This window comes from Enterobacter vonholyi (assembly GCF_040834095.1).
Lineage (GTDB): Bacteria > Pseudomonadota > Gammaproteobacteria > Enterobacterales > Enterobacteriaceae > Enterobacter > Enterobacter vonholyi.
In genome coordinates this window covers 3,218,110-3,233,360 of the sequence record NZ_CP162152.1, presented here as the reverse complement: position 1 = coordinate 3,233,360, position 15,251 = coordinate 3,218,110, and the positions used below count along the sequence as shown (strand labels likewise).

General features: G+C 57.0%; 15 protein-coding genes. 11 read left to right on the top strand and 4 right to left on the bottom strand.

The features are described from left to right. The first annotated feature begins 230 nt into the window (after window positions 1–230). Window positions 231–2,510 (top strand): NADP-dependent oxaloacetate-decarboxylating malate dehydrogenase, encoded by a 2,280-nt coding sequence (gene maeB, locus AB3N39_RS15170; protein ID WP_115875960.1) that lies wholly within the window; start codon window positions 231–233, stop codon window positions 2,508–2,510. 47 nt (window positions 2,511–2,557) lie between these two features. Here the strand turns inward: maeB and hemF are convergent, their stop codons facing one another. Together hemF and amiA are read right to left on the bottom strand one after the other, a co-directional pair. Next, window positions 2,558–3,457 carry an oxygen-dependent coproporphyrinogen oxidase gene (gene hemF, locus AB3N39_RS15165; RefSeq protein WP_143345381.1) on the bottom strand — a complete coding sequence of 300 codons (900 nt, stop codon included), beginning with the start codon at window positions 3,455–3,457 and terminating at the stop codon, window positions 2,558–2,560. After that, entirely contained in the window at window positions 3,457–4,332 is an 876-nt protein-coding gene (gene amiA, locus AB3N39_RS15160) for an N-acetylmuramoyl-L-alanine amidase AmiA (protein ID WP_367896846.1), read from the bottom strand. Before amiA ends, hemF begins: the two co-directional genes overlap by 1 nt. Window positions 4,333–4,544: 212 nt before the next feature. On the opposite strand from amiA, the gene AB3N39_RS15155 reads away from it, so the two are divergent. The 10 genes from AB3N39_RS15155 to pdxK all read left to right on the top strand — a co-directional run bounded on the left by AB3N39_RS15155 (window position 4,545) and on the right by pdxK (window position 12,886). Then, on the top strand, window positions 4,545–4,970 hold the full coding sequence (locus AB3N39_RS15155; RefSeq protein WP_014884750.1) for a GNAT family acetyltransferase: 426 nt from the start codon (window positions 4,545–4,547) through the stop codon (window positions 4,968–4,970). Next, window positions 4,957–5,406 (top strand): DUF2919 domain-containing protein, encoded by a 450-nt coding sequence (locus AB3N39_RS15150; protein WP_115875958.1) that lies wholly within the window; start codon window positions 4,957–4,959, stop codon window positions 5,404–5,406. Before AB3N39_RS15155 ends, AB3N39_RS15150 begins: the two co-directional genes overlap by 14 nt. Window positions 5,407–5,469: 63 nt before the next feature. After that, entirely contained in the window at window positions 5,470–6,045 is a 576-nt protein-coding gene (locus AB3N39_RS15145) for an RpoE-regulated lipoprotein (protein ID WP_111965198.1), read from the top strand. A 92-nt stretch (window positions 6,046–6,137) separates the two neighbouring features. Next, the gene (locus tag AB3N39_RS15140; protein ID WP_133294883.1) at window positions 6,138–7,037 is read left to right on the top strand and encodes a Dyp-type peroxidase; all 900 of its coding nucleotides are present in this window, start codon (window positions 6,138–6,140) and stop codon (window positions 7,035–7,037) included. 171 nt (window positions 7,038–7,208) lie between these two features. Beyond that, on the top strand, window positions 7,209–8,222 hold the full coding sequence (locus tag AB3N39_RS15135) for a sulfate ABC transporter substrate-binding protein (RefSeq protein ID WP_133294882.1): 1,014 nt from the start codon (window positions 7,209–7,211) through the stop codon (window positions 8,220–8,222). Then, on the top strand, window positions 8,222–9,055 hold the full coding sequence (cysT, locus tag AB3N39_RS15130; RefSeq protein WP_115875956.1) for a sulfate/thiosulfate ABC transporter permease CysT: 834 nt from the start codon (window positions 8,222–8,224) through the stop codon (window positions 9,053–9,055). Before AB3N39_RS15135 ends, cysT begins: the two co-directional genes overlap by 1 nt. Then, window positions 9,055–9,930: a sulfate/thiosulfate ABC transporter permease CysW gene (cysW, locus tag AB3N39_RS15125; RefSeq protein ID WP_045325891.1), complete on the top strand. Its 876-nt coding sequence runs from the start codon at window positions 9,055–9,057 to the stop codon at window positions 9,928–9,930. The genes cysT and cysW overlap by 1 nt, the downstream gene beginning before the upstream one ends. Further along, window positions 9,920–11,014: a sulfate/thiosulfate ABC transporter ATP-binding protein CysA gene (gene cysA, locus AB3N39_RS15120; RefSeq protein WP_008501607.1), complete on the top strand. Its 1,095-nt coding sequence runs from the start codon at window positions 9,920–9,922 to the stop codon at window positions 11,012–11,014. Before cysW ends, cysA begins: the two co-directional genes overlap by 11 nt. A 118-nt stretch (window positions 11,015–11,132) precedes the next feature. Beyond that, window positions 11,133–12,044, top strand: a complete 912-nt coding sequence (cysM, locus tag AB3N39_RS15115; protein ID WP_115875955.1) for a cysteine synthase CysM — start codon at window positions 11,133–11,135, stop codon at window positions 12,042–12,044. A 5-nt stretch (window positions 12,045–12,049) separates the two neighbouring features. Next, window positions 12,050–12,886: a pyridoxine/pyridoxal/pyridoxamine kinase gene (pdxK, locus tag AB3N39_RS15110; RefSeq protein WP_133294881.1), complete on the top strand. Its 837-nt coding sequence runs from the start codon at window positions 12,050–12,052 to the stop codon at window positions 12,884–12,886. Window positions 12,887–12,930: 44 nt separating this feature from the next. Here the strand turns inward: pdxK and crr are convergent, their stop codons facing one another. Then, a complete protein-coding gene (crr, locus tag AB3N39_RS15105) occupies window positions 12,931–13,440 on the bottom strand; it encodes a PTS glucose transporter subunit IIA (RefSeq protein ID WP_003861316.1) in 510 nt (169 codons plus the stop codon). A 39-nt stretch (window positions 13,441–13,479) separates the two neighbouring features. Beyond that, a complete protein-coding gene (ptsI, locus tag AB3N39_RS15100) occupies window positions 13,480–15,207 on the bottom strand; it encodes a phosphoenolpyruvate-protein phosphotransferase PtsI (RefSeq protein WP_023332954.1) in 1,728 nt (575 codons plus the stop codon). Window positions 15,208–15,251 lie beyond the last annotated feature (44 nt).

Sequence of the window (15,251 nt, the reverse complement as noted above, 5' to 3'; positions counted from 1 at the left end):
AAAATCATGATGGACTTAACAAAAAAGCATAGCAGACGGGGGAGGCATTGCTTTTGAGACGGGTAACATGGCTGTTATAAATTGATAACAATTTTTAATGTGTGATGGTGAGAGTTTGGCTGCCTTCAAAGTTTAGGAGGCGGCCTGAGGCGATACTAGGCGGCACACCAGGGTGTGCATCAGGATCGCTTACGCCACCCTTTTGACCGATACGTGAAAGGAAAAATAAGATGGATGAGCAGTTGAAACAGAGTGCCCTCGATTTTCACGAGTTCCCTGTCCCGGGCAAAATCCAGGTCTCCCCAACCAAGCCGCTGGCAACTCAGCGCGATCTGGCACTGGCCTATTCCCCGGGCGTAGCTGCCCCGTGTCTGGAAATCGAAAAAGACCCGCTGGCGGCCTACAAATACACCGCGCGCGGCAATCTTGTCGCCGTGATCTCTAACGGCACGGCGGTGCTGGGGCTGGGCAACATCGGCGCGCTGGCCGGTAAGCCGGTGATGGAAGGCAAGGGGGTGCTGTTCAAGAAATTCGCCGGTATCGACGTGTTCGATATCGAGGTGGATGAACTCGATCCTGACAAGTTCATCAACGTAGTGGCCGCGCTGGAGCCGACTTTCGGCGGGATCAACCTGGAAGACATCAAAGCGCCGGAATGTTTCTATATCGAGCAGAAGCTGCGCGAGCGTATGAACATTCCCGTGTTCCATGATGACCAGCACGGTACGGCCATTATCAGCACCGCTGCGATTCTCAACGGCCTGCGCGTGGTAGAGAAAAACCTCTCCGACGTGCGCATGGTGGTCTCCGGCGCCGGCGCCGCGGCCATCGCCTGTATGAACCTGCTGGTGGCGCTGGGTATGCAGAAACACAACATTGTGGTCTGCGACTCCAAGGGCGTTATTTATAAAGACCGCGAGCCGAACATGGCGGAAACCAAAGCGGCGTATGCGGTAGAAGACGACGGCAAGCGCACGCTTGAGGACGTCATTGACGGCGCGGATATCTTCCTCGGCTGCTCGGGTCCGAAGGTGCTGACCCAGGAGATGGTGAAGAAGATGGCGCGTGCGCCAATGATCCTGGCCCTGGCCAACCCGGAACCGGAAATTCTGCCGCCGCTGGCGAAAGCGGTGCGTGAAGACGCCATCATCTGTACCGGCCGATCGGACTACCCGAACCAGGTCAACAACGTGCTTTGCTTCCCGTTTATCTTCCGCGGCGCGCTGGACGTCGGCGCAACGGCGATCAACGAAGAGATGAAGCTTGCAGCCGTTCACGCCATCGCGGAGCTGGCCCACGCCGAGCAGAGCGAAGTGGTTGCCTCAGCCTATGGCGATCAGGATCTGAGCTTTGGCCCGGACTACATCATTCCAAAACCGTTCGACCCGCGTCTGATTGTTAAAATTGCGCCAGCCGTTGCCAAAGCGGCAATGGATTCCGGCGTGGCGACGCGTCCGATTCACGACTTCGACGCGTACGTCGATAAACTCACCGAGTTTGTCTATAAAACCAACCTGTTCATGAAGCCGATCTTCTCTCAGGCGCGCGCCGACGCGAAGCGCGTGGTGCTAGCGGAAGGGGAAGAGGCGCGCGTGCTGCACGCCACCCAGGAGCTGATCACATTAGGCCTGGCGAAACCGATCCTGATTGGTCGTCCGAGCGTGATTGAAATGCGTATCCAGAAGCTGGGCCTGCAGATTAAGCCGGGCGTCGACTTCGAGATCGTCAACAACGAATCCGATCCGCGCTTCAAAGAGTACTGGAGCGAATACTACGCGATCATGAAGCGTCGGGGGATCACCCAGGAGCAGGCGCAGAAAGCCGTCATCAGCAACACGACGGTGATCGGCGCGATCATGGTCCATCGCGGCGAGGCGGATGCGCTGATCTGCGGTACCATCGGGGATTATCACGAGCACTTTAGCGTGGTGCAGGAGATCTTCGGCTATCGCGACGGCGTCCATACCGCCGGGGCGATGAACGCCCTGCTGTTGCCGAGCGGGAACACCTTTATCGCTGACACCTATGTTAACGACGATCCGAGCCCGGACGAGCTGGCGGAGATCACCGTGATGGCCGCCGAGACCGTGCGCCGCTTCGGTATCGAGCCGAAGGTGGCACTGCTGTCGCACTCTAACTTCGGTTCGTCCAAATCAGCGGCGGCGTGCAAAATGCGTGAGACGCTGGCGCTGGTGCGCGAGCGTGCGCCGGAGCTGATGATTGACGGGGAAATGCACGGCGATGCCGCGCTGGTGGAGAGCATCCGTAACGAACGTATGCCGGACAGCCCGCTGAAAGGATCGGCAAACATCCTGATTATGCCGAACGTGGAAGCGGCGCGTATCAGCTATAACCTGCTGCGCGTCTCCAGCTCTGAAGGGGTGACCGTAGGACCGGTGCTGATGGGCGTGGCGAAGCCGGTGCACGTGTTAACGCCGATTGCCTCCGTGCGTCGTATCGTGAACATGGTGGCGCTGGCGGTGGTTGAGGCGCAGACGCAGCCGCTGTAATTTTTACCCTCACCCTAACCCTCTCCCAAAGGGAGAGGGGATAAGGGTTACACCCAGTCGCGAACCTGAATAAATTCTTTTAAGGCAGCCTCCGGGCTGCCTTCTTTTGGCTCGTAGCAGTACTCCCAGCGCACCAGCGGCGGCATCGACATCAGAATCGACTCCGTGCGCCCGCCGGTCTGCAGGCCGAACAGCGTCCCGCGATCCCACACCAGGTTGAACTCCACGTAGCGCCCGCGGCGGTAGAGCTGGAACTCGCGTTCGCGCACGCCGTAGTCGGTGTTTTTACGGCGTTCGACGATGGGCAGATAGGCCTCGGTATAGCCTTCACCCACCGCGCGCATAAAGCTGAACGCGGTATCAAAATCAGGCGTGTTGAGATCGTCAAAGAACAGTCCGCCGATGCCGCGCTGCTCGTCGCGATGCTTCAGGTAAAAGTAGTCGTCGCACCACTTTTTATATTTCGGGTAAATGTCTTCGCCAAACGGCAGGCAAAGATCCCGCGCGGTGGTGTGCCAGTGTACGGCATCCTCTTCGAAGCCGTAGTAGGGCGTCATGTCGAAACCGCCGCCAAACCACCAGACCGGATCGGCCCCCTGCTTTTCCGCAATGAAAAAGCGCACGTTGGCGTGGCTGGTTGGCACGAACGGGTTGTGCGGGTGCACCACCAGCGAGACGCCCATCGCTTCGAAGCTGCGGCCCGCCAGCTCAGGACGATGTGCCGTCGCAGACGCGGGCATGGCGTCGCCGTGAACGTGGGAAAAATTCACGCCAGCCTGTTCGAAGATGCCGCCGTTACGCAGCACGCGACTGCGCCCGCCGCCGCCGGCCTCGCGCTGCCAGGTATCTTCCTGAAATTCTCCGCCGTCTGCGGCGGCCAGTTTCTGGCAAATCTCATCCTGCAGCTGCAGCAGGAAAGTTTTGACCAGTTGTGCATCGGGTTTCATCAACGTTTCCTGGAGTGCGCTTTTTGGTTATCGAACCAGTTGAAATAACTGATAATGCCGGAGGCGATAGCGTTGGCGATCTTATGACGAAATGCCGTGGTGCCAAGGAGTCGCTCCTCTTCCGGGTTCGTGATGAAGGAGGTTTCCACCAGCACGGACGGGATGGACGGTGATTTCAGGACCACGAACGCCGCCTGCTCGGTGCCTTTGCTGTGCAGGCGATGCACCGGCTTAATCTTCTTCAGGATGTGCGAGCCAAGCGTCAGGCTGTTTTTGATCGTATCCGTCTGCACGAGGTCGAACAGCACCTGCTGTAGCAGGTGGTCTTTGTCGGTGGCTTTTTTCCCGGCGACCTCATCCGCCCGGTTTTCGCGGTCGGAGAGGTATTTCGCCATGGCGCTACTGGCGCCGCGGTTGGAAAGCGCAAATACCGAGGCACCTGCCGCAGAAGGGTTGGTAAAGCCGTCCGCGTGAATCGACATAAACAGATCCGCACCGTGCTGGTGGGCGATCTCTACGCGGTCATACAGCGGAATAAAGGTATCGCCAGAGCGCGTCAGACGGGCGTCAATGCCGTTACTGCGTAAAATCGCCCGCACATTTTTTGCAATCGCCAGCACGACGTGTTTTTCTTTCGACCCGTTTTTGCCGATGGCGCCGGTATCAATGCCGCCGTGCCCAGGGTCGAGCATCACCAGACGCTTCGCGCCCGGCTTTTTGGTTTTCGGTTTGCTGTGTCCGTTACTGGTTTTAAGCGTGCTCTCGTCTTTCGCCTGAGCCTGCTTTGCGATACCCGTTAACGTTAAGGCCGCCAGCCCCGCTTTGAGAACCTGACGACGCGATGTGAGTGCTTTTAATGGTTTGAATGTGCTCATGCGGCCTGAATACTAAAAAATGGGGTCCTGGTGTTATATCGTATCGTGTTTCCCGTTACGACAGTCCATGTTGAGAATTGTTTTACTTTTCATTTCAATACGTGACAAAGTGACATTATGCCAAATTTTGGCGAGATTTTCCCCGGTTATTGGCTAAAGGCGAGCTTCGCGCCATAATCACAGTTTTTAAACCCGAAAAGGCGGTTAATACCATGGAGATACGCGTTTTTCGCCAGGAAGATTTCGAAGAGGTGATTACCCTTTGGGAGCGCTGCGATCTGCTGCGTCCGTGGAACGATCCGGAAATGGATATCGAACGTAAGGTGAATCACGACGTCAGTCTGTTTCTGGTCGCGGAAGTCAACGGTGAGGTTGTGGGGACGGTAATGGGCGGTTACGACGGCCACCGCGGCTCGGCCTATTATCTGGGCGTCCATCCGGAATACCGTGGTCGCGGCATTGCCAATGCGCTGCTTAACCGGCTCGAGAAGAAGCTGATCGCTCGCGGCTGCCCGAAAATCCAGATTATGGTGCGGGAAGATAACGATGTGGTGCTGGGCATGTATGAGCGTCTGGGCTACGAGCATTCTGACGTGCTGAATCTGGGAAAGCGTCTGATCGAAGATGAAGAGTACTGAGATTCATCCGGCAGACTATGACGCGCAGGGCCGCGTCAGGCTGCCCTTTTTATTCTGGTGCGTTCTGCTGCTCCAGGCCCGTACCTGGGTGCTGTTTGTGATGGCCGCCGCGTCGCGCGGGCAGGGCGATACGCTGCTGAATCTTTTTTATCCCGATCACGATGCTTTCTGGCTCGGCTTACTGCCGGGCGTACCGGCGGTGGTGGCTTTTTTGTGTAGCGGACGACGGCACCTGATCCCTCGTTTTTGGCGCACGCTTCGCTGGCTGCTAATCCTTGCCCAGACTGCGCTGCTCTTATGGCAGCCGGTTCTCTGGTGGTACGGTGAACCGCTGACGGGCTCCGGCGTTGCGCTGGTGGTTGCTGATATTGTGGCGCTGCTGTGGCTGATGACCAACCCGCGTCTTCGCGCCTGTTTTGCGCCTCAGGATGATTAATCCGGCACTTTTTGCCGATGTCGCACTCCAACAAGCGTTGATTTAACAAGTAAGGACGTTTCAATGAAATCGCTGCGTTTACTCTTATGCGCTCTCCCGCTGGCATTGACCGGCTGTTCGACGCTCTCCTCCATTAACTGGTCCGCTGCGTATCCGTGGAACTGGTTTGGCTCATCAACGGAAGTAACCGAGCAGGGCGTGGGGAAAATTACCGCCGCGACGGCGCTGGATCAGAATGCTATCCAGGATGCGCTCAGCAGTGATTACCGCCTGCGCAGCGGCATGAAAACGGAGAATGGCAATATTGTTCGCTACTACGAGGCGCTGAAGGGCGACAAGCTGGCGCTGGTGATTAACGGTGATAAAGGCACGGTCAACCGAATTGCGGTGATGGATGAAGATATTCCGACGGCGAGCGGTGTGAAGGTGGGGACCCCGTTTAGCGATCTTTATAAGCAGGCCTTTGGCAACTGCGCCAGCGTGCCGTCTGACGACAAGGTTGCGGTGGAATGTAAGGCTGAAGGCAGCCAGCACATCAGCTATGTCTTCACCGGCACCTGGAGCGGCCCGGAAGGACTGATGCCGTCTGACGACACGCTTAAGAGCTGGAAAGTGAGCAAAATACTCTGGAAGCAGTAATTTGCGCCTGAGCAAACCGCCTCGCTGAAATCCGGGTATAATACCCGCCATCAATGCCACGCTGACGTGGCATCTTTATTTCAGGAGGAGCGATGTCTCAGGTTCAGAGTGGCATTTTGCCAGAACATTGCCGCGCGGCGATTTGGATTGAAGCCAATGTTAAAGGGGACGTGGATGCCCTGCGTGCGGCCAGCAAAGCGTTTATTGATAAACTGGCGACCTTCCAGGCCAAATTCCCGGAAGCACACCTCGGCGCCGTTGTCGCCTTTGGCAATAACGTCTGGCGTCAGCTGAGCGGCGGGGAAGGGGCGGAAGAGCTGAAAGACTTCATCCCTTACGGCAAAGGCCTGGCTCCGGCGACCCAGTACGACGTGCTGATCCACATCCTTTCTTTACGTCACGACGTGAACTTCTCGGTTGCGCAGGCGGCGGTGGCGGCCTTTGGCGACAGCATCGAGGTGCAGGAAGAAGTTCACGGTTTCCGCTGGGTCGAAGAGCGCGATCTGAGCGGCTTTGTCGACGGAACCGAAAACCCGGCAGGGGAAGAGACGCGTCGTGAAGTCGCGGTAATCAAAGATGGCGTGGACGCGGGCGGCAGCTACGTGTTCGTGCAGCGCTGGGAGCACAACCTCAAGCAGCTTAACCGCATGAGCGTGCACGACCAGGAGATGATGATTGGCCGTACGAAAGAGGCTAACGAAGAGATCGACGGCGACGACCGTCCCGTTACCTCGCACCTGACCCGCGTTGACCTCAAAGAAGACGGCAAAGGGCTGAAGATTGTCCGCCAGAGCCTGCCGTACGGTACGGCAAGCGGAACGCACGGCCTTTATTTCTGCGCCTATTGCGCGCGCCTGTATAACATCGAGCAGCAGCTGCTGAGCATGTTCGGCGATACCGACGGCAAGCGCGACGCCATGCTGCGCTTCACCAAACCGGTGACCGGCGGCTACTACTTTGCGCCGTCCATTGAGCGTCTTCTGGCGCTGTAATGGCATTCTCCCTCTCCCTGCTGGAGAGGGCCGGGGTGAGGGCATCAGGCCTCACCCTTATTCCCTTTTCTGCTTCTAAATCACCAAACGGTATATAAAACCGTTACTCCTTTCATCCCCGTTATAAATATTATGACTATAAGATAGTCATCACATTTATAAGGGTGCGCAATGGCCGTTACTGTACTGAAAAAAGGAACTCTGGCGCTGGCAGGTTTACTGCTGGTGGCACAGGCGCAGGCGACTGAACTGTTGAACAGTTCGTATGACGTCTCCCGCGAGCTGTTTGCCGCCCTTAATCCCCCGTTCGAACAGCAGTGGGCGAAAGACAATAACAGCGATAAGCTCACCATCAAGCAGTCCCACGCCGGCTCGTCCAAGCAGGCGCTGGCGATTTTGCAGGGCCTGAAAGCGGACGTCGTGACCTACAACCAGGTGACTGACGTGCAGATCCTGCACGACAAAGGCAAGCTCATCCCGGCGGACTGGCAGAGCCGACTGCCGAACAACAGCTCGCCGTTCTACTCCACCATGGGCTTCCTGGTGCGTAAGGGCAACCCTAAGAATATCCACGACTGGAGCGACCTGGTGCGTTCCGACGTGAAGCTGATTTTCCCGAACCCAAAAACCTCCGGTAACGCGCGTTATACCTATTTAGCCGCGTGGGGCGCGGCGGACAAGGCTGACGGTAACGATAAAGCCAAAACCGAGCAGTTCATGACCCAGTTCCTGAAAAACGTCGAAGTATTTGATACCGGCGGCCGCGGGGCGACAACGACCTTCGCGGAGCGAGGTCTCGGCGATGTTCTGATCAGCTTTGAGTCGGAAGTGAACAACATCCGCAAGCAGTATGAAGCGCAGGGCTTTGAGGTGGTTATCCCGAAAACCAACATTCTGGCCGAGTTCCCGGTCGCATGGGTGGATAAAAACGTGCAGGCGAACGGTACCGAGAAAGCGGCAAAAGCCTATCTCAACTACCTGTACAGCCCTCAGGCGCAGACCATCATTACCGATTACTACTACCGCGTGAACAACCCGGACGTGATGAACAAGCTGAAAGATAAATTCCCGCAGACCGCGCTGTTCCGCGTGGAAGACCATTTTGGCTCCTGGCCTGATGTGATGAAAACGCATTTTGCCAGCGGCGGTGAGTTAGACAAACTGCTGGCGGCGGGGCATAAGTAATGTTTGCTGTCTCGACAAAACGCGTCCTGCCGGGCTTTACCTTAAGCCTCGGGACCAGCCTGCTGTTCGTCTGCCTGATCCTGCTGTTGCCGCTCAGCGCGCTGGTGATGCAGCTTGCTCAGATGAGCTGGGCGCAGTACTGGGACGTGGTCACCAACCCGCAGGTGGTGGCGGCCTATAAGGTGACGCTGCTGTCGGCGTTTGTCGCCTCCATTTTTAACGGCGTGTTTGGCCTGCTGATGGCGTGGATCCTGACCCGCTATCGCTTCCCGGGTCGCACGCTGCTTGACGCCCTGATGGATCTGCCGTTTGCGCTGCCGACGGCGGTGGCAGGCTTAACCCTCGCGTCGCTCTTCTCTGTAAACGGGCTGTACGGCGAGTGGCTGGCGAGATTTGATATCAAAGTAACCTACACCTGGCTCGGTATCGCGGTGGCGATGGCCTTCACCAGCATCCCGTTTGTGGTACGTACCGTGCAGCCGGTGCTGGAAGAGTTGGGTCCGGAATACGAAGAAGCGGCGGAAACGCTGGGCGCCACGCGCTGGCAGAGCTTCCGCAAGGTGGTGCTGCCGGAGCTCTCTCCAGCGCTGATGGCAGGTGTCGCGCTGTCGTTTACCCGCAGCCTCGGTGAGTTCGGCGCGGTGATTTTTATCGCCGGGAACATCGCCTGGAAAACGGAAGTGACCTCGCTGATGATTTTCATCCGCCTGCAGGAGTTTGATTATCCGGCGGCGAGCGCGATTGCTTCGGTGATCCTCGCCGCCTCGCTGCTGCTGCTGTACTCGATTAACACTCTGCAAAGTCGCTTTGGTCGACGTGTGGTAGGTCACTGATGGCGGAAGTTACGCAATTGAAGCGATACGATGCGCCCCGCATCAACTGGGGTAAATGGTTTCTGATTGGGGCGGGCGTGCTGGTTTCCGCCCTCATTCTCGTCGTGCCGACGATTTATATTTTCGTTCAGGCGTTCAGCAAGGGTCTGATGCCCGCGCTGGAAAACCTGGCGAACCCGGATATGCTCCATGCCATCTGGCTCACCGTGCTGATTGCCCTGATCACCGTCCCGGTGAACCTGGTGTTCGGGACCCTGCTGGCGTGGCTGGTGACGCGCTTTAACTTCCCCGGACGTCAGCTGCTGCTGACCCTGCTGGATATTCCGTTTGCCGTGTCGCCGGTGGTGGCGGGCCTGGTGTACCTGCTCTTTTACGGCTCCAACGGCCCACTGGGCGGCTGGCTGGATGCGCATAACCTGCAGATCATGTTCGCCTGGCCGGGCATGGTGCTGGTCACCATCTTCGTGACCTGCCCGTTTGTGGTGCGCGAGCTGGTGCCGGTGATGTTAAGCCAGGGGAGCAACGAAGACGAAGCGGCGGTGCTGCTGGGGGCTTCGGGCTGGCAAATGTTCCGCCGCGTGACGCTGCCGAATATCCGCTGGGCGTTGCTTTATGGCGTGGTGCTGACCAACGCCCGCGCGATTGGCGAGTTCGGTGCCGTTTCCGTTGTTTCCGGCTCTATCCGGGGTGAAACCCTGTCGCTGCCGCTGCAGATTGAACTGCTGCAGCAGGACTACAACACCATCGGCTCGTTTACTGCCGCAGCGTTATTGACGCTGATGGCCATTTTGACCCTGTTTTTGAAGAGTGTGGTGCAGTGGCGTTTAGAAAATCAGGAAAAACGTCAGCATCAGGAGGGAAATCATGAGCATTGAGATTGCCAATATTAAGAAGTCTTTTGGTCGCACCCAGGTGCTGAATGATATCTCGCTGGATATCCCTTCCGGACAAATGGTGGCGCTGCTGGGGCCGTCCGGCTCGGGCAAAACCACGCTGCTGCGTATTATCGCCGGGCTTGAGCACCAGACCAGCGGGCACATCCGCTTCCACGGCACCGACGTGAGCCGCCTGCACGCCCGCGATCGTAAAGTGGGTTTTGTGTTCCAGCATTACGCGCTGTTCCGCCACATGACCGTGTTTGACAACATCGCGTTTGGGCTTACCGTGCTGCCGCGTCGCGAGCGCCCGGATGCGGCAACCATTAAGGCGAAGGTGACCAAACTGCTGGAGATGGTGCAGCTGGCTCACCTGGCGGATCGTTTCCCGGCCCAGCTGTCCGGCGGGCAGAAACAGCGCGTGGCGCTGGCTCGCGCGCTGGCCGTTGAACCGCAAATTCTGCTGCTGGATGAGCCTTTCGGCGCGCTGGATGCGCAGGTGCGTAAAGAGCTGCGCCGCTGGCTGCGTCAGCTCCATGAAGAGCTGAAATTCACCAGCGTCTTCGTGACCCACGATCAGGAAGAGGCGATGGAAGTTGCGGATCGCGTGGTGGTCATGAGCCAGGGCAACATTGAGCAGGTTGACGAACCGGAGCAGCTCTGGCGTGAACCGGCGACCCGCTTCGTGCTGGAGTTTATGGGCGAGGTGAACCGTCTGCAGGGCACTATTCGCGGCGGTCAGTTCCACGTGGGCGCGCACCGCTGGCCGCTGGGCTATACCTCCGCGCACCAGGGCCCGGTCGATCTGTTCCTGCGTCCGTGGGAAGTGGACGTGAGCCGCCGAACCAGTCTGGATTCACCGCTGCCGGTGCAGGTGCTGGAAGCGAGCCCTAAAGGTCACTACACCCAACTGGTGGTACAGCCGCTGGGCTGGTATACCGAGCCGCTGACCGTGGTCATGCGCGACGACGTCCCGCCGCACCGGGGGGAGCGCCTGTTTGTCGGGCTGCAGCATGCCCGGATTTATCACGGGAAGGAGCGCATCGAGACGCGCGAGGATATTGCTCTGGCGGAGTCAGCCTGATAGGTTATTAGGATGTTTATCGCCCGGTGGCGCTGCGCTTACCGGGCCTACAGTTATCACTGCGTCTTGTAGGCCGGGTAAGCGAAACGCCACCCGGCTTTTTTATTGAGTAAAAAACGTGAATACACTCGAACACACCATCGGCAACACCCCTCTGGTCAAACTTCAGCGCATGGGGCCGGCTAACGGCAGCGAAATCTGGGTCAAACTCGAAGGCAATAACCCGGCGGGGTCGGTAAAAGATCGTGCCGCGCTGTCGATGATTGTCCAGGCTGAAAAGCGCGGCGAGATTAAGCCGGGCGACGTACTGATTGAAGCCACCAGCGGTAACACCGGTATCGCCCTGGCGATGATTGCGGCGCTGAAAGGCTACCGCATGAAGCTGCTGATGCCTGACAACATGAGCCAGGAGCGCCGCGCCGCGATGCGTGCCTACGGGGCCGAGCTGATTCTGGTGACCAAAGAGCAGGGGATGGAAGGCGCGCGCGACCTGGCGTTAGAAATGGCCGAGCGCGGCGAAGGTAAACTGCTCGATCAGTTTAATAACCCGGACAACCCGTACGCGCACTACACCACCACCGGCCCGGAAATCTGGCAGCAAACCGACGGGCGAATTACCCATTTTGTCTCCAGCATGGGCACCACCGGCACCATTACCGGCGTATCGCGTTTTCTGCGCGAGCAGGACAAAGCCGTCACCATTGTGGGCCTGCAGCCGGAAGAGGGGAGCAGCATTCCGGGCATTCGCCGCTGGCCGGCGGAGTATATGCCCGGCATCTTTAATGCGCAGCTTGTGGACCAGGTGCTGGATCTTCACCAGCGCGAGGCGGAAAATACCATGCGTGAGCTGGCCGTACGCGAAGGTATCTTCTGCGGCGTCAGCTCGGGCGGCGCGGTAGCGGGCGCGATTCGGGTAGCGCAGGCAAACCCGGGTGCTGTGGTGGTGGCGATTATTTGCGATCGAGGCGATCGCTATCTGTCTACCGGCGTCTTTGGTGAAGAGAGTTATTCGCAGGGGGCGGGGATTTAAGCGTCATGGAGATGATTCTATTCCGGGATAATACCCGGGCGCAGCAAACTGATATTGTCGCGGTACAGTCGCAGGTGGTGTACGGCAGCGTGGGTAACAGCATTGCGGTTCCTAATATTCGAACCCACAGGCTGAACGTCACCGCCGTGCCAACGGTACTGTTCAGCAACACGCCACACTATGACACCTTCTATGGTGGCGTGATCCCCGATGAGTGGTTCAGCGGCTACCTGAAGGCGCTGGAAGAGCGCGAGATCCTGCGCGAGCTTAAGGCGGTTACCACCGGCTATATGGGAAATGCCAGCCAGATCGTCCTGCTGGCGCAGTGGCTGAAGGCGGTCAAAGCTCAGCATCCTGATCTGCTGGTGCTGGTCGACCCGGTTATCGGAGATATCGACAGCGGGATGTACGTGAAGCCGGATATCCCGCAGGCGTATCGGGAGCACCTGCTGCCGCTGGCGCAGGGGATTACGCCAAACGTCTACGAGCTGGAAGTGTTAAGCGGCAAACCGTGCCGCACGCCGGAAAGCGCCATCGCGGCGGCACAGGGACTGCTTTCAGACAGCCTGAAATGGGTGGCGATCACCAGCGCGCCGGTCGCAGACGACCCGCAAAACATCCACGTGGTACTGGTGACGAATGAGGGCGTGACCGTCAGCGCGCACCCGCGCGTAGAAACCGATCTGAAAGGGACGGGCGACCTGTTCTGTTCAGAGCTGGTGAGCGGAATTGTAGAGGGGAAAACCGTTGCAGATGCCATTCGCATGGCCGGCGATCGGGTGACTGACGTGATGCTTTATACCCAGTCGAAAGGCTACGACGAGCTTATCCTCCCGGCATAAACAAAAATGGCGCCCGAAGGCGCCATTTTTCTGTGCGGCAAGAATTACTTCTTGATGCGGATAACCGGGGTTTCACCCACGGTGACGCTGCCAGACAGTTTGATCAGTTCTTTGATTTCGTCCATGTTGGAGATAACAACCGGCGTCAGGGTAGACTTGGCTTTTTCTTCCAGCAGTGGCAGATCGAATTCAATCACCGGGTCGCCAACTTTAACACGCTGGCCTTCTTCCGCGATACGTTTGAAGCCTTCGCCTTTCAGTTCAACGGTGTCGATACCGAAGTGAACGAACAGTTCGATACCGCTATCAGATTCGATAGAGAACGCATGGTTGGTTTCAAAAATTTTACCGATGGTGCCGTCAACTGGAGCAACCATTTTGTTGCCAGTTGGTTTGATAGCAATGCCATCACCAACGATTTTCTCAGCAAACACTACATCCGGCACGTCTTCGATGTTGACGATCTCGCCGGAGAGCGGAGCAACAATCTCAATAGTTCCGGAGTCTTTCTTATCATCAGAAACCAGAGATTTCAGTTTATCGAACAAACCCATGATCTTCTCCTAAGCAGTAATTGGGCCGCATCTCGTGGATTAGCAGATTGTTTTTTCTTCAATGAACTTGTTAACCAGCGTCATTAACTCGTCCGTTGTCGGTTGAGCAAGAGCCTGCTCTGCTAACACCTTCGCATCTTCGAAGTTCGTGTTACGGATAATCTTCTTAATGCGCGGGATGGAAATGGCGCTCATAGAGAATTCGTCCAGACCCATACCCAGCAACAGAAGTGTAGCACGTTCGTCGCCTGCAAGCTCACCACACATGCCAGTCCATTTACCTTCTGCATGAGAAGCATCAATAACTTGCTTGATCAAGTTCAGTACGGACGGTGACATTGGCTGGTAGAGATGTGAAATCATATCATTACCACGGTCAACTGCCAGGGTGTACTGCGTTAAATCATTGGTGCCGATACTAAAGAAATCAACTTCTTTGGCTAAATGACGAGCAATAGTCGCCGCCGCAGGTGTTTCCACCATTACGCCGATCTCGATTGACTCGTCAAACGCTTTACCTTCGTCGCGCAGTTCCTGCTTGTAAATTTCGATCTCTTTCTTCAGTGCACGCACTTCTTCAACAGAGATGATCATCGGGAACATGATGCGCAGTTTACCGAAAGCAGAGGCACGCAGGATCGCGCGAACCTGGTCACGCAGGATCTCTTTACGATCCATCGCGATACGAATCGCACGCCAGCCCAGGAACGGGTTCTCTTCTTTCGGGAAGTTCATGTACGGCAGCTCTTTGTCGCCACCAATGTCCATAGTACGGACGATAACCGCCTGAGAGCCACACGCTTCAGCCACGGCTTTATAGGCAGCAAACTGCTCTTCTTCCGTTGGCAGCGCGTCGCGGTCCATGAACAGGAATTCTGTACGATAGAGACCTACGCCTTCCGCACCGTTGCGCTCAGCGCCATCAACGTCGCGAACGGTACCGATGTTTGCGCATACTTCTACCTGATGGCCGTCAAGGGTGATAGCTGGCAGGTCTTTCAGCTTAGCGAGTTCCGCTTTTTCAGTAGCAACCTGCTCCTGAACCGCGCGCAGTTTATCGATCTCTTCATTAGTTGGGTTGACGTAAACCAGATTGTTTACGGCATCCAGAATCAGATAGTCGCCGTTTTTCACCTGAGAGGTGACGCTACCGGTACCCACGATGGCAGGCAGTTCCAGAGAGCGCGCCATGATAGAGGTGTGGGAGGTACGGCCACCCGCGTCGGTGATGAAACCGAGGACCTTTTTCAGGTTCAGCTGTGCGGTTTCAGACGGGGTGAGGTCCGCGGCAACCAGGATCACTTCATCCTGAATTGCGCTCAGGTCGATAATGGCCAGACCCAGGATGTTGCGCAGCAGGCGCTTACCGATGTCACGTACGTCAGCCGCACGCTCTTTCAGGTATTCATCATCCAGTTCTTCCAGGGCAGTTGCCTGACCTTCGATAACTTCATGCGCAGCCGCGTCGGCCGTCATGCCTTTATCTTTAATCAGGGCTATGATTTCCTGCTCCAGCTCCTCATCTTCGAGCAGCATGATGTGCCCTTCGAAGATGGCTTCTTTTTCTTCACCGAAAGTTTCGCCAGCTTTAGTTTTGATTGCTTCCAGTTGCGCAGATGCCTTGGCACGACCGCTCAGAAAACGTTCAACTTCCTGATCAACCTTGTCGGCAGAAATTTTTTTCCGGTCGATGACGATCTCGTCTTCTTTCAGCAGCAATGCTTTGCCGAAAGCGATACCCGGGGATGCTAAAATGCCTGAAATCATAACCCTACCTTACTTGTGACTGATATTTAAAAGAACCCGGAAAC